Here is a 19203-nt window from a genome sequence, read left to right on the forward strand (position 1 = left end):
CACCGTCGAGCCCGAGAGGTTCCTCGAACGCAGGAGACGATCATGAAGATCGAATACAATGCAGGCACGGCCCTATCCATCATGCGCGGCAATCCCGTGCGCGGCTGGATCTCGGGCAAGCCGGAGAAGATGGCCAAGGAACGGCTGACCACCGGCAACTACCTGTCCGTCGAGCACAAATCGAAATTCAAGATCGACCCGTCCTGGCCGATCTTCACCATGGGCTCGTGCTTCGCCCGCGAGGTCGAGAACATCCTGATGATGCGCGGCCTGCCGCTGCTGCTGAAGGGCCATGGCGTGCCGGCCGAGCATTTCGAGAGCTGGGATGAGGAGACCGGCCGCGGCGGCGGCGCCGATCGCGGCCAGCTCAGCCGCGGCGCGCTCAACAAATATTCGGTCCGCTCGATGACGCACGAGCTGAAGCGCGTGCTGCGTGGCGAGAACTATCCCAATGACGGGCTGATCGAGCTGGCGCCCGGGCAATGGTTCGATCCACATGCCAGCGGCCTGAAATTGCTCGACCGCGAGACCGCCTTCGCCAACCGCAAGCGCCTCAGCGAGGCGACCGCGCAGATCAAGAATGCGCGCATCTGCTTCTTCACGCTCGGCCTGACCGAGACCTGGCTCGATGCCGAGACGGGGATCGCGATGAACGCGCATCCCGGCCCGAGCTGGCTGCAGCGCATGCCGGAGCGCTTCCGCTTCGTCGACTACGGCTATGACGCGACGCTGGCCGACATGCTCGACATCATCGGGCTGATCCGCGAGCACTGCCATCCGGAGATGCGTTTCATCGTCACCGTCTCGCCGGTGCCGTTCGGCGCGACCTTCAAGGATGCCGACGTGATCGTCGCCAACAGCGCCTCGAAATCGCTGCTGCGCTCCGTAGCCGAGGAATTGTTCCGCCGCTTCGACTACGTCGACTACTTCCCAAGCTACGAGATCGTGCTCAACTCGCCGCGTACCATCGCCTTCGAGGACGACCAGCTCCACATTGCCCGCGAGATGGTCGCGCATGTGATGACGACCTTCCAGGGCGCCTATCTCGGTGACGCCGCGCAGCCGCAGGCGGCCTGAGCCAACAAGCCGGTCGCCGTGGCCGGCTTACCATGTCAAGATGCGCCGGGCGCCGGAGAGCGGCCCCGGCGCAGGCATGTCCGGCGGCCGTCCGACCGCCCGATCGGCTACCGTCGGGAGGACGAGATGAACGTCGCCAATCTACAGCTCGAAGGCATGCTGCTGGCCTTCACGGCCGTGCTGCGCTCGCTGGTGACTTCGGGCGCACTGACTGATTCACAGCTCAAGGCCGCGCTGACGGAGGCCGAGCAGACCGGGCTGGGCGATCGGCAGCGCTGCGACCAGCTCAGCCCGAGCCAGCGCGACTCGCTCGCCTTCGCTGCCCGCTTCCTGTCGATCGCGACCCGGCCGGAAGGCGGCATGCGGTCGTTCTCTGAGGTGGCACGCGAGGTCGGCCGCACCACCTGAGCTTTCAAGGCAGGTTCTCGCGGAGCACGATCTCGATGCCGGGTCGGGCTGTGCCCTCCGCCGCCGGCCGCCCGGCGCGCAGATTGGCGAAGATCGCAACACAGCTCATCAGCGTCGCCAGCGGCTGCTGGGTGATGACCGCATCCATGGTGCCGTCGACGAGGAGGCCTCGCGTCTCCGGTGTCAGCCCATGGCCGACGAAGACCACATCCTGCCGCCCGGCCTCCTTCAGCGCCCGGGCGATGCCCTCGGGCCCGCCGCCGATATTGTAGATGCCGGCGAGATCCGGATGCTGGCCGAGCAGGGTCTTGGTCTGGCGGTAGTTCTTGGCCTCGTCGTCATGGCCTTCGCGCAGGCCGACGACTTCGATGTCCGGATAAAGCTCCTCGAACAGATGCAGGAAGCCCATCTCGCGCTCCTCATGGGCGCGATAGCTCAGGCTGCCGGCGATCATCGCCACCTTGGCGCGGCGCGGCCCGATGAAGCGGGCGATGAGCTGGCCGGCGGTGCGTCCGGCGGCGCGGTTGTCGAGGCCGACATAGGCGGCGCGGGCGGTGTTGGCGATGTCCGAGATGAGCGTCACGCTGGGCACGCCGCGCTCGGCCAGAAGGTCGACCGCCTCGCGCACGGTCGGGTGCTCCAGCGCCATGAAGGCGACGCCGTCGACTTCGCGGCCGATCCGCCTGAGCTCATGAGCGAGCAGTTCCGGCTTGAAGCTCTCGATATGCTCGACCCGGGCACGCATGTTGAAGGAGGCGAGTTGGTCCTGCGAGCCAACGATCAGCCGGCCGAGTAGGCCGAGGAAGCGGTTGTTTCCGGCCGGCAACAGGAAGCCGAGGCGCAGCGGCCGGAGCGCGCTCGCCGGCAGCGCCCCTTCCATGACGTAGCCGAGCTCGCCCGCGGCCTTCAGCACGCGCTGCACCGTCGCCGGCCTGACGCCTGGACGCTGGTTCAGTACGCGGTCGACCGTCGCCGTCGAGACGCCGGCAAGGCGCGCGACATCCTCGACCCGTGCCATCTGGCGGCGGCGCGGTGCGGACGGCTCAACTTCCTCGGCAAGCTTGGGGATCGGCGCGTTCATCCAATCAAAACCCATCAGAAAATGAGCTTGAAGACCATCAGAAACGATTTCTATGCTGAGCGTCAAGCATTCAAGAGCGATCAAATCGCATCAGCACGTCCAGGGAGGACATCATGACCGGACCGAGCCGCCGCACGCTCATCAAGGGCCTCGCCGCCGCCCCCGCCGCATCGCTGATCGGCATGCCGATGATCGCGCGAGCGGCCGAGATCGAGCTGAAATACGGCAATAACCTGCCGCTCAGCCATCCGCTCAACATCCGCGCCCAGCAGGCGGCCGAGCGCGTCGCCAAGGAGACGAACGGGCGGGTCGAGATCAAGATCTTCCCGAACAACCAGCTCGGCGGCGACACCGACATGCTGAGCCAGGTCCGCAATGGCGGCATCACCTTCTTCACGCCGTCAGCGCTGGTGATCGCGACCCTGGTGCCGGTCGCGGCGATCAATGCGGTCGGCTTCGCCTTCGCCGATTACGACCAGGTCTGGAAGGCGATGGACGGGCCGGTCGGCGCGCATGTCCGGGCCGCGATCGAGAAGGTCAATCTCTATGCCTTCGAGAAGATGTGGGACAATGGCTTTCGCCAGATGACCACCTCGGGCAAGGCGATCGAGCAGGCGGCCGACATGGCCTCGCTCAAGATCCGCGTGCCGGTCTCGCCGCTCTCGATCTCGATGTTCAAGGCGCTCGGCGCGGCGCCTGCCAGCCTGCAGTTCTCCGAGGTCTATTCGGCGCTGCAGACCAAGGTGGTCGATGCGCAGGAGAATCCGCTGCCGATCATCCAGGTCGCCAAGCTCTACGAAGTCCAGAAGAGCTGCGCGGTTTCCAACCATATCTGGGACGGCTTCTGGTTCATCGCCAATGGCCGCGCCTGGCGCGGCCTGCCTGCTGACATCCAGAAGATCGTGGCGTCCGCGATCAACGACGCCGGCGTCGCGCAGCGCGGCGACATCAAGAGCCTCAACGATACCGTGCAGGCCGACCTGCAATCCAAGGGGCTTGCCTTCAACAAAACCAACCCCGACAGCTTCCGGGCCAAGCTCCGCGACGGCGGGTTCTATAGGGAATGGCAGGAGCGCTTCGGCGCCGAGGCCTGGGGCCTGCTCGAGGGAGCGGTCGGCAAGCTCGCCTGAGGCTTGCCGGGATCGGATCTCGAGGACACGCCATGGACGTTCACGCTGCCACCCTGCCGCCGCCGGCCATGCCGGCGACCGGCCTCGGTCGCCTCGCCGACAGGCTCGACCGCGCCGTCGGCGTGGTGGTCGAGCTCGTCGCGGCCGTGCTTGTCCTCGCCGAGATCATAATCCTCGGGGCGGGCGTCACGGCTCGCTACGCCTTCCACGCGCCGCTGGTCTGGTCCGACGAGCTCGCCTCGATCCTGTTCCTCTGGCTCTCCATGCTCGGCGCGGTCGTGGCGCTGCGCCGCGGCGAGCATATGCGCATGACCGGGCTCGTCAGCCGCGTCGGGCCGCAGGCACGCCTCCTGCTCGAGGCGCTCGCCATCACCGCGGCGATCACCTTCCTGGTGATGATCCTGCCGGACGCGCTGGACTATGCCGAGGATGAGCGCTTCATCGTCACGCCGGCGCTGGAGATCGCCAATTCCTGGCGCGCCGCGGCGCTGCCGATCGGTATCGTTCTGATGCTGTTCGCCGCCTTCTGCCGGCTGCTGCGCTTCGGCTCGTGGAAGCCGGTCCTGCAGGCCGCCGGGCTCACGGTGGCCCTCGTCGTCCTGTTCTGGCTGCTCGGCCCGGCGCTGAAGCCGCTCGGCAAGCTCAACCTCGTGATCTTCTTCGTCGGCGTTGTCGCGGCCAACGTCTTCGCCGGGGTGCCGATCGCCTTCTCCTTTGCGCTCGCCACCTTCGGCTATCTCTCGCTGACGACCTCGACGCCGATGGTCGTGATGGTCGGCCGGCTCGACGAGGGCATGAGCCATCTCATCCTGCTCGCCGTGCCGCTGTTCATCTTCCTCGGCGCGCTGATCGAGATGACCGGCATGGCGCGAGCGATGATCCAGTTCCTGGCCTCGCTGCTCGGCCATGTCCGCGGTGGACTGTCCTATGTGCTTGTTGGCGCGATGTACCTGGTTTCCGGCATCTCCGGCTCGAAGATCGCCGACATGGCCGCGATCGCACCCGTGCTGTTCCCGGAGATGCAGAAGCGCGGCGCCAAGCCGGGCGACCTCGTCGCGCTGCTCTCAGCGACGGGCGCGCAGACCGAGACGATCCCGCCCTCGATCGTGCTGATCACCATCGGCTCGGTCACCGGCGTCTCGATCGCGGCTTTGTTCACCGGTGGCATGCTGCCGGCCGTCGTGCTCGGCATCGCGCTCTGCTTCGTCGTCTGGTGGCGCAACCGGGGCGAGGATCTCAGTCAGGTCACCAAATATTCGAAGCGCGAGATCGGCAAGCTCTGCCTGATCGCGGCCCCCGCCATCGCCTTGCCCTTCGTCATCCGCGCCGCCGTCGTCGAGGGCGTTGCCACCGCGACCGAGGTCTCGACCATCGGCATCGCCTATGCGGTACTGGCCGGCATCCTGATTTACCGGCAGTTCGACTGGCGCCGGCTCAAGCGCATGCTGGTCGATACGGCATCGCTCACCGGCGCGATCATCTTCATCATCGGCTGCGCCACCGCCATGGCCTGGGGGCTGACGCAATCGGGGTTCTCGCAGGACCTCGCCAAGATCATGGCGGCGGTCCCCGGCGGAACCTGGGGCTTCCTCGCCATCTCGATCGTCGCCTTCGTCATCCTCGGCAGCGTGCTCGAGGGCATTCCGGCAATCGTGCTGTTCGGGCCGCTGCTCTTCCCGATCGCCAAGCAGATCGGCGTGCACGAGGTCCACTACGCCATGGTCGTGATCTTCGCGATGGGCATCGGCCTCTTCGCCCCGCCCTTCGGCGTCGGCTATTACGGCGCCTGCGCGATCTCGAAGATCAATCCCGACGAGGGGCTGAAATACATCTGGGCCTATATCGCCGCCCTTTTGATCGGCCTCGTCATCGTCGCCGCCGTGCCGTGGATCTCCATCGGCTTCCTCTAGCGCTCAACCACTGATCTTCGCAGGAAAGCACCCATGAGCCGTCATTTTGGCCAGATCCGTCAGGCCGGCTATGTCGTCCCCGATATCGAGGCGGCGATGGACTATTGGAGCCGGGTGCTCGGCGTCGGGCCGTTCTTCTACAATCCAAAAGTCCCGATCAGGAACTATCGCTACAAGGGGCAGGCCTACGAGCCGCACAACTCGGTCGCGCTCGCCAATTCCGGCCCGCTGCAGATCGAACTGATCCAGTGCCGCAACGCGGTGCCGTCCATGTACAAGGACTTCACCGATGCCGGCCATAGCGGCCTGCAGCATGTCGCCTACTGGACCTCGGACTATGACGCCGACCTGGAGCGGCTGCTGGCCGAGGGCTTCAAGCCGGTGATGTCGGGCGAGGTCGGCGAGCGTGGCCGCTTCATCTATTTCGACACGCACTATCATCCCGGCACGGTGATCGAGCTCTCCGAGGTCGCCGGACCGAAGGGCGAGATGTTCCGGCTGATCCGCGAGGCAGGCGAGAGCTGGGACGGCAAGGACCCGGTGCGCCCCTTTCCCGATCTCAGCAAGCTCTGAGCGATCATAGCATCCTCCCCGTCATTGCGAGGAGGCGACGCCGACGAAGCAATCCAGAAGGATTGCGCGAGACCTCCTGGATTGCTTCGCTATGCTCGCAATGACGGGGGTGGCGACTTCGGAAGATGACCATGCCCGCTGAACGGTTCGAAGCCACCTATTTGATCGAGACGCCGCTCGATCCGCTTAAAGTCGCCGAGGTGATGGCGGGCGAGCAGTCAAGCGGCACCTTCACCCGCGTCGCCGGCGAGACCGACGAGCTGCGCGACCGCACCCGCGCCGTCGTCATCGCGGTCGAGGAGCAGGGTAGCGCCGCCGAGCCGAGCCTGCCCAATGCCTGGCTGGCGCGGAAAGGCGTCAACGGCCCATGGCGGCGCGCCCGGATCACACTCTCCTTCCCGGTCGACAATGTCGGCGCCAACCTGCCGACGCTGGCGTCGATCGTCGCCGGCAACCTGTTCGACCTCGGCGAGGTCACTGGGCTCCGGCTCGAAAGCATGGCTCTGCCGGCCGCCTATCGCCGCCTCTTCCCACTACCGACGCGCGGCATCGCCGGCACCCGCCGGGCGACCGGCGTGACTGATGGCCCGATGATCGGCTCGATCATCAAGCCCAATGTCGGCCTGCGCCCCTATGAGACCGCAGAATTGGTCGGCCGGCTCTGCGCCGCCGGGCTCGACTTCATCAAGGACGACGAGATCTCGGCCGATCCGGTCCACGCGCCGCTGGCCCAGCGTGTTCCAGCAGTGATGGCCGCGGTGCGTCGCCATCAGGATCGCACCGGCAAGGCGGTGATGGTCGCCTTCAATATCACGGCCGAGACCGACCAGATGCGCCGCCATGCCGAGCTGGTCGAGCGCGAGGGCGGCTCCTGCGTCATGGTCAGCCTGAATTGGTGCGGGTTCTCGGCCGTCGAAACCCTGCGCCGCTCGACCAGCCTTGCCCTGCACGGCCATCGCAATGGCTTCGGCGCGCTCTCACGCCATCCGCTGCTCGGCATCGGCTTCCAGGCCTACCAGACGCTTTGGCGGCTCGCCGGCGTCGACCACATGCATGTGCATGGCTTGCAGGGGAAGTTCGCGCAGGAGGACGAGGAGGTGGTGACCTCCGCCAAGGACTGCGTGACGCCGCTGACGAACGGTATCGACGACCGCGTCCTCCCCGCTTTCTCCTCCGGGCAATGGGCCGGCACGGCGCAGCCAACCTGGGACGCGATCGGGCATGACGACCTCCTGTTCATGGCAGGGGGCGGCATCCTCGCCCACCCAAGCGGCCCCGCGGCCGGCGTCGCCAGCATCCGCCAGGCCTGGCAGGCGGTCGCGGCCGGCGTGCCGCTGAGCGAGGCAGCGAAGGAGCATGACGAACTCGCGCAGGCGCTCGACTTCTTCGGCAGGGGTAGCGGCTGAGCATGGCGAACGAGGCGCCCCGCTATGGCTGGTATGGCGACGATTTCACCGGCGCCACCGACACGCTCGCCACACTGGCGGAAGCCGGACAGCGCGCTCTGCTCTTCCTGCGCATCCCGACGCCCGAGCAACTCGCCAGTGCCGGAGCGCTCGACGCAGTCGGTATCGCCGGTGCGACGCGGGCGATGGCGCCTGACGCCATGGCGCGGGAGCTGGACGAGGCCGGGCGCTTCTTTGCCGCCCTCGGCATCTCGTTGCTCCACTACAAATGCTGCTCGACCTTCGACAGCGCTCCCGAGGTCGGCAGCCTCGGCGCGGCGGCCCGCGCCTTGCGGCCGCATTTTTCGAACCCGCTGCTGCCGGTCATCGGCGGCCAGCCCAATCTCGGGCGCTATTGCCTGTTCGGCACTCTCTTCGCTGCGGCGGGAGCGGGCGGCACCGTCCACCGCATCGATCGCCACCCGACCATGAGCGTCCACCCGGTGACCCCAATGGGTGAAGCCGATCTGCGGCTGCATCTGGCGGCACAGGGACTGGAGCGCGTCGCCCTCGTCGATTATCGCAGCCATGAGGGTGATGGAGCCGGCTCTACATTGGACGCTGCCCTGGCGTCGCAGCCCGAAGCCGTGCTCTTCGACGTCTCGCGCCCTTCCGATCTTACGGCGATCGGTGCCCTGCTACGCGAGCACATGAAAGCGGGGCCCATGCTCGCGATCGGCGCGAGTTCGGCGGCGCAAGCCTTTGCCGGCTTCCCGCAGGCCGCTCGACCTGTGATGCCCAAGCTCGCGCGGCCCGCTTCCGGCGGTAATCTGCTGGCTCTGGTCGGTAGCCTCTCGCCTGTGACCCGCGCGCAGGTCGAACTCGCCGAGGGTTATGAGACGATCGCGATCGATCCGGCGCGGCTGACTGGCGAGCCCACCTATCTCGATGAACTGCGCACTGAGGCGCTTGCCCGCCTGGCCGCGCGGAACGTCACGCTGATCACCGACAAGCCGGGCGGTGCGCCCAGCGAAACCGGCAAGGTTGCCGCCGCGACCGGAGCCCTGCTGCGCGCCATCATGACCGAGGCACAGATCGCACGGCTGGTGGTCGCCGGCGGCGACACCTCGACGCTGGCGATCCGCTCACTCGACCTCTGGGGGCTGTCCTATCGCTCGCCCTGCACACCGGGCGCGCCGCTCTGCCGCGCCCATAGCGACGATCCCCGGCTCGACGGCCTCGATATCGTGCTGAAGGGCGGCCAGATGGGCACGCCCGATTTCTTCAACCGCGTTGCTGAGACGGACTGAGCCAATCTCGCCTTATGGGCAGACGAAGCCGCCCTGATTGTCAGGCACGCAGCGTGAGCCGTTCGGCAGGTTGAGCGCCCCGGAGCGGTCACGCCGAACATAGGCGCCGTTGGGCAAAGCGAAGCCGCCGCTCTGGTCGGTCTGGACGCGCGTCCCATCCGGCAGTTGCAGGCCACCGGCACCGTCGCTGACGATCCGCCTGGTCATCGCGGTGGCGCCGGGCGCAGGGCTGGGTGCCAGGCCGGGAGGCGGGGCGCCGAAACGCTGCGGCTGCGAGCAACCTGCCGCGATGCCGGCGAGGCTAATGGCCCCCGCCACGAAGAATATGCGTCTCATCCAATCCGCCTCCTCAATATGCCTTCATCAAATCCGCAGTCTCCAGCAAGGCAGGGCTGCGGTCCAGCGCGCCGCCGCGCGCGCGGCGGCAGGATCGACCAGAGATTGTGCCGCTTTCATGACGAGTAGGTCGGCTTCCGACGCATGGCCAGGAGGATTGCCTAGCCGCACCGATATCCGCGACAGTTCCATCCGGGACGGACGCCGGAGACAAGAAGCGCATGGTCGACTGGACAAAGGGGCGGGCCGAGGCACAGGCGATCGCCGAGCCCTGGACGCGACAGGGCGGGCCGGGCGGCGCCGTCGTGCTGTTCGACCGCGACGGCGTGCGCGAGAGCGCGAGCGGCGGTTTTTCCGTGATCGAGCACCGCCTGCCCTTCACCGCTGATACGCAGAACCGGCTGGCCTCGATCAGCAAGCATATCTGCGCCACTCTGCTGCTACGCGAAGGCGTGTCGCTGGAAGCGACGCTCGGCAGTTTCCTGCCGGAGTTGCCCAAAGCACTGGGCGTGGTGACCCTCTGCCGGGCCTTGGACATGACCGGGGCGCTGCCGGACACGATGGAAGCGCTCTGGCAGCAGGGCACGCCCTTCACCGCAAGCCTCTCCGCCGCCGAGGTCTTTGCGGCCGCCTGCCGCCTGCCTGGCCTCAATGCCGAGCCCGGCACCGAGATGGCCTATTCCAACACCGGCTGGCGCTTGGCGCAGGCGATCCTCGAGCGCCGGACCGGCAAGGGCGCGGCGCAGCTGGTCGAAGAGCTGATGGCGCCAGGTGTGCTGCCGATCCGCTTCGTTTCCGACGAGAGCGAAGTCGTCCCCGGCCTCGCCACGGGCTACTGGCATGACGGGCAGGCATGGCGGCGTGGCTTCTACGGCTTCAACTTCTCGGCCTCGGGCGGCATGGCCGGCAGCGCGGCCGGGCTGGCGCGCTGGGCCGCGGGCCTGATGGCCGGGCACGAGTCCTATTCCGGCCTGCTCGACAAGCTGATCGTGCCGCGCCAGTTCGCCGATGGCAGCGAGAGCCTCTACCGGCTCGGCCTGGTTGCGACCCAGCTCGGCGATACCTCGATCATCGGCCATGGCGGCTCGCTGACCGGCTATCGCAACCACATGCTGATGGCCCCGGACGAAGACGTCGGCGTCGTCGTCCTCACCAATCGCGAGGAGGACGCGCTCTGGCCGGCCCTGCGCGTGCTGGCGGCGCTGACCGGCGAGGCCTTGCCAGGCGATCCCGAGCGTATTCCGAACGGACTCTACGCCACCGAGGAGGGGCCGTTCTGGGCCGAGTTCGCTGGCGGCGCGATCAGCTTCATGGGCGGCTATGAGAAGCTCGTCTCGGACAACGAAGGCGGAATGCGCAGCCTGCCGGCCTATCTCGACGTCAGGCTCAAGACCGAAGGCGATGGCGCACTAGCCGGCAAGATCGGCGGAGTGGCGCGCCGGCTGCTGCCGGTTCCCGCCGAGACGAAGCTCGACGAACGCCTCGTCGGGCGCTGGCGCGATAACCGGCTCGGGGTCGAGATTACGATCCGCGCCGATGGCACGGCGTCCTGGCCCTGGGCCGGAGCGATCGGCCGCGAGACCCGGCTGACGCCGCTGCCCGGCGGACGGGCACTGGCCGATCTGATGCATGGCCCGTGGCGGCACCGGCCTTGCCTCTGGCTGCAACCGGATGGAAGCTTGCGCCTCGCCGGCCATCGTTCGCGCATCCTGCATTTCCACCGCATCGAGGGAGGCCAGTCATGATCCGTTCCCGCCTTGTCGCGACACTTGTCTGCACGACCGCACTTCTGCTCGCCGCTGGCGTGCAGGCTCAGCCCGCGCCGAAGAACGTGCTGCGCGTCGCGCCGCACGCCGATCTCAAGACGCTCGATCCCGTGGCCGCCTCGATCGTCATCACCCGAATGCACGGGCTGATGATCTACGAGACGCTGTTCGCCTGGGACGCGAACCTCCAGCCCAAGCCGCAAATGGTCGAGAGTTTTTCGGCTGCGCCGGACGGGCTGTCCTGGAGCTTCACCTTGCGGCCCGGCCTCAAATTCCATGACGGCCAGCCGGTCACCACGCGCGACGTCATCGCCTCGCTGACGCGCTGGATGAAGCGCGACACGATCGGCGGCAAGCTCGGCGAATACACCGAAGGCATGGAGGCGAAAGACGACAGGACCTTCGTGCTCAAGCTGAAGAAGCCGATGGCGCTGGTGCCGTTCGCCCTCGGCTCGGCCGTCGGCCAGATCCCGGTGATCATGCGCGAGGCCGACGCCGCCACCGACCCGATGAAGCCGGTGACCGAGACGATCGGCTCCGGCCCGTTCAAGTTCAACCGCGCCGAATGGCGCAGCGGTGCCAAGGTCGTCTACGACAAGAACCCGGACTATGTGCCGCGCTCCGAACCGGCCGACGGGCTCGCCGGTGGGCGCGTCGTCAAGGTCGACCGGGTCGAATGGCTGATCATGCCCGACGCGGCGACGGCGGCGGCCGCGCTGCAGACCGGCGAGATCGACATCTGGGAGCAGCCGAGCCAGGACCTGATCCCGGTGGTCGCGGCGGCCAAGGACGTCAAGGTCGAGCGCTATTCCAACCTCGCCAACCAGGTAATGCTGCGGCCGAACAGCCTGCATCCGCCTTTCAACAACCCGAAGGCGCGGCTCGCTCTCGCCTATGCCACCGACCAGGCCGAGTTTTTGGCCGGCGGCTTCGGCGACGAGGAATGGTGGAAGCGCTGCGCTGCCTATTTCATCTGCGGCGGCCCGAACGGCACCGAGGTCGGGACGGCAGGCTACGCCAAGCCTGATCTGGAGAAGGCAAAGCAGCTCCTGACGGAAGCCGGCTACAAGGGCGAGAAGCTGGTGCTGACGACCAGCAACGATATCGCCGCGATCGGACGGATGGCCGAGGTCGCCGCAGCCCAGCTGAAGAAGGTCGGGGTCAATGTCGAGGTGCAGTTCTCCGACTGGGGCACCGTCACCACCCGCCAGCAGAACAAGAGCCCGCCGGACCAGGGCGGCTGGAACCTGTTCGTGACCTATGCCTCGGGCGCGACCATGCAATCGCCGATGACCAATATCGGCACCAACATGGCCTGCGAGAAGGCCTGGGCCGGCTGGCCCTGCGATGCCGAGGCCGAGAAGCTGCGCGGCGCAGTGGTCGACGCGCCCGACGATACCGCCCGCAAGGCGGCGGTCGAGGCGCTGCACAAGCGGTTGACCGAGATGCAGCCCTATCGCGTGCTCGGCCAGTTCGACCAGCCCTATGCCAGGCGCGCCAATGTCTCGGGCGTGCTGCCGGCGCCGGTGATGCTGTTCTGGAACATCGAAAAGAAGTGACGCCGACGCGGCGTTAACCGGTTCCTGACCGATTGCGGACGAGACTCGTCAGAACGATTCGCCTTCCAGTCTCGTGAGACGCGTAATGGGTCAGGTCCTGATGGGTCAGGTTTTGCAGTTCCGGTTGAAGCCACCGGCCGCCGAGTACGACGGCGATGCGCTCGACCTCATGTCAGCGATCGACTTCGCCCTGCGCGACCTCGCCGACATCACCCCGCATATCCTGCATGAGCCGAGCCGCGAGCAGGCGCGGCAATGCCGGGAGATGCTGCAGGACGCTTTCGACGCGGCGCTGCGAGCCGGCTGACCTCAGTCGCGCCTGACAGCGACGACATCGCCCTCGTCGTTAATGACGACGCGGATGTCCTCGTCATCACCATCGGTTCCCGAGACGATCCAGACGCCACGACGGCGGCGGACATTCTCGACATCGACCACACCGCTACGACGGGCGATCCGCACGGCCTCGCGCCGGCTGATGCCGTAGTCCTCGTCGTCATCGTCATAGGCGGGAGCCGGTGGCCTGGGCGGGTACGGCGGCGCCATGGGCGCGCCGGGCGCCGGGATGTCGACCGGCGGCGCGACCGCACTGCCGCTCAGCGCCTGAGCGAAGGCCGATCCAGCCGGGACGAGGCCGAGGCATGCGGTCAGGACGAAGCGACGGGTCAGCATGGCCGATCTCCAGATGAGGCTAGCCTTGGGTAGGCAGTGATTTCGTCGGAATCGGGTCAGGATTGCGGGCGAAGCTTGCCTGTGACAGGCATCACCCCGGACGAGACGGAGATACGGCGCATGCAGCCAGCCTGGGCGATCGGCCTGATGACCGGAACGGTCCTCGACGGCAATATCGATATCGCCGCCATCCGCACGGACGGCACGGCCGTGGCCGAATTCGGGCCTTGGCGGCTCTCGCCCTATCGCCAGGAGGTCCGCGACCTGCTGGCGCAGGCGGTACAGGCTGCGCTCGGTTGGCGTTTCGAGGGGGCAGAGCCGGCGATCTTCGCCGAGGCCGAGCGCGCGCTCACCACGGCGCAAGCGGATGCCGTCGCTGAGTTCCTTGTCGCCGAGGGCATCGCGGCAAGCGAGGTCGCAGCCATCGGCTTCCATGGCCAGACGGTGTTGCATCGCGCCCCGACCAAAGATCGCAAGGGCGACACCCGCCAGCTCGGCGACGGCGCACTGATGGCGCGGCAGCTCGGCATCGATGTCGTCTACGATTTCCGCACAGCCGATGTCCGCGCCGGAGGCCAGGGCGCGCCCCTCGTCGCAAGCTACCATGCAGCGCTGATGCGCAGCATCAAGGCCGGGCAGGAGACGGCGGTGCTCAATCTCGGCGGCGTCGGCAATCTCAGCGCCTTTGCCGACGCCAACCATGTGCTTGCGTTCGACACCGGTCCGGGCAATGCGCCGCTGAACGACTGGATCAAGCAGCACGGCAAGGGCGAGATGGATCGCGACGGCGCCTTCTCGCTCGCCGGCACTGTCGACGAGGCCCGGCTCAAGCGGTTGCTGGAACATCCTTATCTCGTCGCGCCCTATCCGAAATCGCTCGACCGCTACGATTTCACCGCCGCGATGGCCGAGGGTCTCCCCTTCGCGGACGGGGCGGCGACGCTGACCGCCTTCACCGCCGGCGCGGTCGGCCGCGGGCTCGACCTTCTGCCGGTCAGGCCGCAACGAATAATCGTCTGCGGCGGCGGGCGGCGCAACCCGGCGATCATGGCGGCACTCAATGCCCGCACCGGCGCCAAGGCGATTCCAGCCGAGGCGGTCGGCTGGCGCGGCGACGCGATCGAGGCCGAATGCTTCGCCTTCCTCGCCATGCGCCGCAAAGCCGGGCTGCCGATCTCCTTCCCGCTGACCACCGGTGTGCTGGAGCCAATAACCGGCGGGCGGATCGCGGTAGGGCGTTGACAGGCTGGCGCTGCGATAGTTTGAAACTTGGCGACCGACCCATTGCAGGTCGTCCCGGACAAGTGGCGAAGCCGCGCCGATCCGGGACCCATGCCTCAGCCCTATCGGAAAGGCTTAGGCATGGGTCCCAGGTCTCCCTGCGGTCGCCCGGGACGATCGAGGAGGCTAAGCGACTGGGAAACAGCCGCGCAGCCAACTGGAGCACCATGAGCAACTTCGCCTTCGAGCCTCTCACCATCCCTTCCATCGTGCTGATCCGCCCGAAGAAATTCGGCGATGCACGCGGCTACTTCATGGAGACTTGGAGTGCGCAGGACTTCGCGGCAGCCGGCATCGGCACCGTCTTCGTGCAGGACAACCAGTCGCTCTCGGCGGCGCGCGGAGTGGTGCGTGGCCTGCACTTTCAGGCCCCGCCAGCGGCGCAGGCCAAGCTGATCCGAGTGCTGAAAGGCGCGATCTTCGACGTCACGGTCGATATTCGCCGGGGATCGCCGAGCTACGGCAAATGGTGTGCGGCGACGCTCACCGCTGATGGCGCCGAACAGCTCTTCGTGCCGCGCGGCTTCGCCCATGCCTTCTGCACGCTCGAGCCCGATACCGAGGTGGTCTACAAGGTCGACGCTCCCTATGCGCCGCAGGCCGAGGGTGGCATTGCCTGGGACGACCCTGAACTCGCGATCGACTGGCCGGTCTCCAAGACTGAAGCGCAGCTTTCCGGTAAGGACGCAGCCCTGCCCGGCTTTGCCGGCTTCGTCAGCCCGTTCCGCTATGAGGACTTCGCGTGAAACGCTATCTCGTCACCGGCGGCGCCGGCTTCATCGGCTCGGCAGTTGTGCGCCACCTGATCCGGCAGACGCCGCATCAGGTGCTGGTCGTCGACAAGCTGACCTATGCCGGCAACCGCGACAATCTCGAGCCCGTCTCGAACGATCCGCGGCTATCATTTCTTGAGGCCGATATCGGCGATGCGGCGGCGATGCGGCAGGCCTTCGCCGACTTCCGGCCCGATATCGTCATGCACCTCGCCGCCGAGAGCCATGTCGACCGTTCGATCGACGGGCCTGCCGCCTTCATCGAGACGAATATCGTCGGCTCCTTCGGGCTGCTGCAGGAGGCGCTGCGGCACTATCGCTCGCTGCCGCCGGCGGAGCAGGCCGACTTCCGCTTCCACCAGATCTCGACCGACGAGGTCTTCGGCTCGCTCGGCGAGGACGGGTTGTTCAGCGAAAGCTCACCCTACCAGCCGAACTCGCCCTATTCGGCCTCGAAAGCCGCTTCCGACCATCTGGCGCGGGCCTGGCACCATACCTACGGGCTGCCCGTCGTGCTCTCGAACTGCTCGAACAATTACGGGCCCTATCACTTCCCCGAGAAGCTGATCCCGCTGATGATCCTCAACGCGCTCGAAGGCAAGGGCCTGCCCGTCTACGGCTCCGGCGCCAATGTCCGCGACTGGCTGCATGTCGAGGACCATGCGCGGGCGCTCGCCCTGATCGCGCAGAGCGGTCGGATCGGCGAGAGCTACAATGTCGGCGGCAATGCCGAGCGCAGCAATCTTCAGGTGGTCAAGGCGATCTGCGCACTGATGGACGAGCTTGCGCCCGATGTCGCGATCGGCCCGCGCGAGAGCCTGATCCGCTTCGTCGCCGATCGGCCGGGCCATGACCAACGCTATGCGATCGACGCTTCCAAGATCGAGCGCGAGCTCGGCTGGCGGCCGCAGGAGAGCTTCGAGAGCGGGCTGCGCAAGACGATCGCCTGGTATCTGGAGAACCGCGACTGGTGGGGCCGGATCCGCTCCGGCGTCTATCGCGGCGAGCGGCTCGGCGCGGGCTGAAGCCCGCGACCTCGTGCCGCTATCACCCGCTTGTCATTGGCTTTTCCCGATGGAAGAGGGCATTTGACCGGTATGATCGCGACGAGCCTTCCACACCGGACCGCCAACCGGCTGTTGCAACGCGCCGCAATGGCACTGGCCCTGCTGGCGCCCGCGCCGCTGCTCGCCGCCGAATCCGCGCCCGTGACCTCGGCGCGCGTAACCGCCACGCTGCTGTCGAGCCGCGATGCCGTCGCACCGGGCGAGCGCTTCCAGGTCGCCCTCACCCAGAAGCTCGCACCGGGCTGGCACAGCTACTGGCAGAACCCCGGCGATTCCGGCGAAGCGACGCGAATCGAATGGACCCTGCCGGAGGGCGTGAGCGCCGGCGCGATCCAATGGCCGGCGCCGAAGGCGATCCGGGTCGAGCCGCTGGTCAATTTCGGCTTCGAGGACAATGTCCTGCTGCCGGTCGAAATCTCCGTCCCAGCCAATGCCAAGCCGGGCGAGACGCTGACGCTCTCGGCCAAGGCGACCTGGCTGGTCTGCGAGAAGATCTGCATTCCCGAAGAGGGAGCCTTCACCCTCGACCTGCCGATCGCGGCGACCAGCGCAGTCGATGCCGATGCAGAAGCTCGGATCGAGCAGGCGCGCGCTGCCCTGCCGAAACCGGCCAGCTTCACCGGCAAGCTGACGGCGAAAGGCGAGGACAAGCTCACGCTCGCTTTGCCCGGCCTCCCGGCGGGCGCCAGCAACATCCACTTCTTCCCCGTCTCCGACACACTGATCGAGCATGCCGCAACGCAGCCGGTCGAGAACGGTGTGCTCACGCTGACCCGATCAACCGCCTTCAAGGTCGGAACACCGGCAACCGATGGCGTTCTCACCTTCGACGACGGCGGCAACAAGCACGCGCTTGCGCTTAGCGCCGAGGTCGAGCCGGCCCTGCTGCAGGCGGTTGCCGCCCCGGCGCAGCCGCCGGCGAAGGTGACGCTGCCGCCGCCCCCGGCCGAGGATCTGACGCTCTGGCTGGCGCTGGCCTTCGCCTTTGCCGGTGGTTTGATCCTCAACCTGATGCCTTGCGTGTTGCCGGTGCTGTTCATCAAGGCGCTCGGCTTCGCGCAGGTGGCCCAGGCGAGCCGCAGCGAGGTCCGCCAGCAGGGCTTGCTCTTCCTCGCCGGCGTGCTCGCGACCTTCTTCGCGCTGGCCACAGCTGTGATCGCGCTCGGCGCCGGCTGGGGCTTCCAGTTGCAGTCGCCGCCGCTGGTCATCCTGCTCGCCGTGCTGATGACGCTGATCGGCTTCAACCTGATCGGCGCCTTCGAGATCGGCGGCAGGCTGCAAGGGGTCGGCGACGGCCTCGCCAGCCGCAGTGGCCCCGTCGGCGCCTTCATGACTGGCGCGCTCGCCGTCGTGGTGGCGACGCCCTGCACCGCCCCGTTCATGGGTGCGGCGATGGGCTATGCGCTGACGCAGCCGCCGGCCGCGGCAATGTCGATCTTCATGGCGCTGGCGCTCGGCTTCGCCGCGCCGGTGGTGGCGCTGTCCTTCGCGCCCGGGCTGCTACGCCTATTGCCGAAGCCGGGCCGGTGGATGCTCGTGCTGAAGCAGGCTTTCGCCTTCCCGATGTTCGCGACCGCGATCTGGCTGGTCTGGGTCGCGACCGTGCAGGCCGGCGCCGACGGCGCGCTCGCCGCGCTGGTCGCGATCCTCATCGCCGGCTTTGCGCTCTGGCTGATCGGCGTGACGCGCGGCAGCGGACGTGGCTTGCGGATCGTTGCAGCGGCTGCGGCGATCCTGCTCGTCGGCGCAACCTCGGCCTTCGTGATCGAGAGCGCGACGCCCTCGGCGCAGCCGACCGCGCAGGCCGGCACGGATGCACCCGGCGTCTGGTCACCAGCGCGGGTCGCGGAATTGCAGGTCCAGGGCAAGCCGGTCTTCGTCAACTTCACCGCCGCCTGGTGCATCACCTGCCTCGCCAATGACCGAGTCGCGCTGTCGCGGCAGGAGGTGAAGGACGCCTTCGCCAAGCTCGGCGTCGCCTATCTCAAGGCCGACTGGACCAATCGCAATGCCGAGATCGCCGCGACGCTGGCCGAGTATGGCCGCGCCGGTGTGCCGCTCTACCTGTTCTACCCGGGAACGAAGGGCGCGCAGGCCGAGGTACTGCCGCAATTGCTGACTCCCGAGACCGTGGTGAGCGCAGCCGAACGTGCCGCCGGCCGCGAGGTGAAGACCGCATCAAGCCAGAAGTGAAGCCAAGCCCCGACGTTTCAACCTCAGAAGGAGACCGACGATGAAAGCCGTGAGCAGACAGACCTTCATCGCCGGTGTGGCCGCCACCGCACTGGCGCTCGCCTCTGGCGGCGCCTTCGCCCAGAGCGCGGCCAAGCCCGGCGCGAAAGCCCCCGATTTCTCGGTCATCGATGTCGACGGCAAGCTGCAGAAGCTTTCCGACTATGCCGGCAAGACGGTGGTCCTCGAATGGACCAACCATGACTGCCCCTATGTCCGGAAGCATTACAACAGCGCCACCATGCAAACGCTGCAGAAGGACATGGCCAAGGACGGCATCGTCTGGCTCTCGGTGATCTCCTCACCCGCCGGCGAGCAGGGCCATGTCGATGCGGCCAAGGCCAAGGAACTGACCAAGACGCGCGACGCAGCTCCGGCCTCGATCCTGCTCGATCCGAAGAGCCAGCTCGCCCGCGCCTATGGCGCCCAGACGACGCCGCACATGTACATCATCGATCCCAAGGGCACGCTCGCCTATGCCGGAGCGATCGACGACAAGCCGTCGTCGAGCGCATCCAGCCTGACCGGTGCCAAGAGCTATGTCCGCCAGGCGGTGGCCGAGCTCAAGGCCGGCCAGGCGGTCTCGGAACCCGCGACCAAGGCCTATGGCTGCGTGGTGAAATACGCGCCGGTGAGTTGAGGT

General features: G+C 67.3%; 18 protein-coding genes. 15 read left to right on the forward strand and 3 right to left on the reverse strand.

Annotated features, from left to right (window positions below; translation table 11 throughout):
* The first annotated feature begins 42 nt into the window (after window positions 1–42).
* The gene (locus tag BLM15_RS19355) at window positions 43–1077 is read left to right on the forward strand and encodes a GSCFA domain-containing protein (RefSeq protein WP_126114283.1); all 1035 of its coding nucleotides are present in this window, start codon (window positions 43–45) and stop codon (window positions 1075–1077) included.
* Between the two features lie 126 nt (window positions 1078–1203).
* Window positions 1204–1485: a hypothetical protein gene (locus BLM15_RS19360; protein WP_126114284.1), complete on the forward strand. Its 282-nt coding sequence runs from the start codon at window positions 1204–1206 to the stop codon at window positions 1483–1485.
* Between the two features lie 4 nt (window positions 1486–1489).
* On the opposite strand, the gene BLM15_RS19365 is transcribed toward BLM15_RS19360, so the two are convergent.
* Window positions 1490–2566, reverse strand: a complete 1077-nt coding sequence (locus tag BLM15_RS19365; protein WP_126114285.1) for a LacI family DNA-binding transcriptional regulator — start codon at window positions 2564–2566, stop codon at window positions 1490–1492.
* A gap of 113 nt (window positions 2567–2679) precedes the next feature.
* On the opposite strand from BLM15_RS19365, the gene BLM15_RS19370 reads away from it, so the two are divergent.
* From BLM15_RS19370 to BLM15_RS19390, 5 genes are all read left to right on the forward strand, one after another.
* The gene (locus tag BLM15_RS19370) at window positions 2680–3696 is read left to right on the forward strand and encodes a TRAP transporter substrate-binding protein (protein WP_126114286.1); all 1017 of its coding nucleotides are present in this window, start codon (window positions 2680–2682) and stop codon (window positions 3694–3696) included.
* A 32-nt stretch (window positions 3697–3728) separates the two neighbouring features.
* Window positions 3729–5606, forward strand: coding sequence for a TRAP transporter large permease (locus BLM15_RS19375; RefSeq protein ID WP_126114287.1), 1878 nt, complete (start codon window positions 3729–3731; stop codon window positions 5604–5606).
* Window positions 5607–5639: 33 nt separating this feature from the next.
* On the forward strand, window positions 5640–6179 hold the full coding sequence (locus BLM15_RS19380; protein WP_126114288.1) for a VOC family protein: 540 nt from the start codon (window positions 5640–5642) through the stop codon (window positions 6177–6179).
* Between the two features lie 131 nt (window positions 6180–6310).
* Window positions 6311–7585: a ribulose-bisphosphate carboxylase large subunit family protein gene (locus BLM15_RS19385; protein ID WP_206438543.1), complete on the forward strand. Its 1275-nt coding sequence runs from the start codon at window positions 6311–6313 to the stop codon at window positions 7583–7585.
* 2 nt (window positions 7586–7587) lie between these two features.
* The gene (locus tag BLM15_RS19390) at window positions 7588–8874 is read left to right on the forward strand and encodes a four-carbon acid sugar kinase family protein (RefSeq protein WP_126114290.1); all 1287 of its coding nucleotides are present in this window, start codon (window positions 7588–7590) and stop codon (window positions 8872–8874) included.
* A gap of 12 nt (window positions 8875–8886) precedes the next feature.
* Here BLM15_RS19390 and BLM15_RS19395 read toward each other — a convergent pair whose 3' ends face one another.
* Window positions 8887–9210 carry a hypothetical protein gene (locus tag BLM15_RS19395; protein WP_126114291.1) on the reverse strand — a complete coding sequence of 108 codons (324 nt, stop codon included), beginning with the start codon at window positions 9208–9210 and terminating at the stop codon, window positions 8887–8889.
* 221 nt (window positions 9211–9431) lie between these two features.
* Here BLM15_RS19395 and BLM15_RS19400 point away from each other — a divergent pair, with 221 nt between their 5' ends.
* From BLM15_RS19400 to BLM15_RS19410, 3 genes are all read left to right on the forward strand, one after another.
* Entirely contained in the window at window positions 9432–10955 is a 1524-nt protein-coding gene (locus BLM15_RS19400; RefSeq protein WP_126114292.1) for a serine hydrolase domain-containing protein, read from the forward strand.
* Entirely contained in the window at window positions 10952–12535 is a 1584-nt protein-coding gene (locus BLM15_RS19405; RefSeq protein ID WP_126114293.1) for an ABC transporter substrate-binding protein, read from the forward strand. Before BLM15_RS19400 ends, BLM15_RS19405 begins: the two co-directional genes overlap by 4 nt.
* Window positions 12536–12620: 85 nt before the next feature.
* Window positions 12621–12842 (forward strand): hypothetical protein, encoded by a 222-nt coding sequence (locus BLM15_RS19410; RefSeq protein WP_126114294.1) that lies wholly within the window; start codon window positions 12621–12623, stop codon window positions 12840–12842.
* A 2-nt stretch (window positions 12843–12844) separates the two neighbouring features.
* Here BLM15_RS19410 and BLM15_RS19415 read toward each other — a convergent pair whose 3' ends face one another.
* A complete protein-coding gene (locus BLM15_RS19415; protein WP_126114295.1) occupies window positions 12845–13207 on the reverse strand; it encodes a PepSY domain-containing protein in 363 nt (120 codons plus the stop codon).
* Between the two features lie 120 nt (window positions 13208–13327).
* On the opposite strand from BLM15_RS19415, the gene BLM15_RS19420 reads away from it, so the two are divergent.
* The 5 genes from BLM15_RS19420 (at window position 13328) to BLM15_RS19440 (ending at window position 19200) form a co-directional block, all read left to right on the forward strand.
* Complete coding sequence (locus BLM15_RS19420) at window positions 13328–14449, forward strand: anhydro-N-acetylmuramic acid kinase (protein WP_126114296.1); 1122 nt, start codon at window positions 13328–13330, stop codon at window positions 14447–14449.
* A gap of 206 nt (window positions 14450–14655) precedes the next feature.
* Window positions 14656–15234, forward strand: a complete 579-nt coding sequence (rfbC, locus tag BLM15_RS19425) for a dTDP-4-dehydrorhamnose 3,5-epimerase (RefSeq protein ID WP_126114297.1) — start codon at window positions 14656–14658, stop codon at window positions 15232–15234.
* Window positions 15231–16286, forward strand: coding sequence for a dTDP-glucose 4,6-dehydratase (gene rfbB / locus BLM15_RS19430; RefSeq protein ID WP_126114298.1), 1056 nt, complete (start codon window positions 15231–15233; stop codon window positions 16284–16286). Before rfbC ends, rfbB begins: the two co-directional genes overlap by 4 nt.
* A 72-nt stretch (window positions 16287–16358) precedes the next feature.
* Window positions 16359–18521: a protein-disulfide reductase DsbD family protein gene (locus BLM15_RS19435; protein WP_126116258.1), complete on the forward strand. Its 2163-nt coding sequence runs from the start codon at window positions 16359–16361 to the stop codon at window positions 18519–18521.
* 40 nt (window positions 18522–18561) lie between these two features.
* A complete protein-coding gene (locus BLM15_RS19440; RefSeq protein WP_126114299.1) occupies window positions 18562–19200 on the forward strand; it encodes a thioredoxin family protein in 639 nt (212 codons plus the stop codon).
* The last annotated feature ends 3 nt before the right edge of the window (window positions 19201–19203 follow it).

Origin of the sequence: Bosea sp. Tri-49, assembly GCF_003952665.1 — a bacterium.
Classification (GTDB): Bacteria; Pseudomonadota; Alphaproteobacteria; order Rhizobiales; family Beijerinckiaceae; genus Allobosea.